The following is a 440-nucleotide window of genomic DNA, read 5'->3' on the forward strand; positions in this document are numbered from 1 at the left end:
GGCTTACCATAATGGGCCTAATGTAAAGCTTTACATTAGGCCCAGACCCAGAGCGACTGGGGCGAGTTCCGTCAGGTCGACCTCGGCGACCCCGATGGACCGACCACCGCCTATGCCTTCGTCATGGTCCTGAGCCATTCTCGGAAGGAGGCCGTCGTCTGGAGCCGATCCGTCGACCAGCTCGCCTGGCACCACGTCCACAACGAGGCCTATCGCAGGCTCGGCGGCGTGGCGGCCGTCAACCGGATCGACAACCTCAAGACGGGCATCGCCCACGGTTGTGGTGCCTGGGGAGTGATCAACGAACAATACCGCGTCTATGCCAGGACGCTCGGGTTCCACGTCGACGCCTGCGAGGTCCGCTCCCCGGAGCAGAAAGGCAAGACGGAGCGGCGGGTCGGCGTCTGGAAGCGACTGGAGATCCAGGGCCGCGCCTTCGA

General features: G+C 64.3%; 1 pseudogene. It reads left to right on the forward strand.

The annotated features are described in order from the left end of the window. Positions 1 to 123 precede the first annotated feature (123 nt). Positions 124 to 440 (forward strand): annotated as a pseudogene (locus ACYOEI_RS41155) (hypothetical protein); the annotation flags it as partial.

Source organism: Singulisphaera rosea (assembly GCF_054877945.1).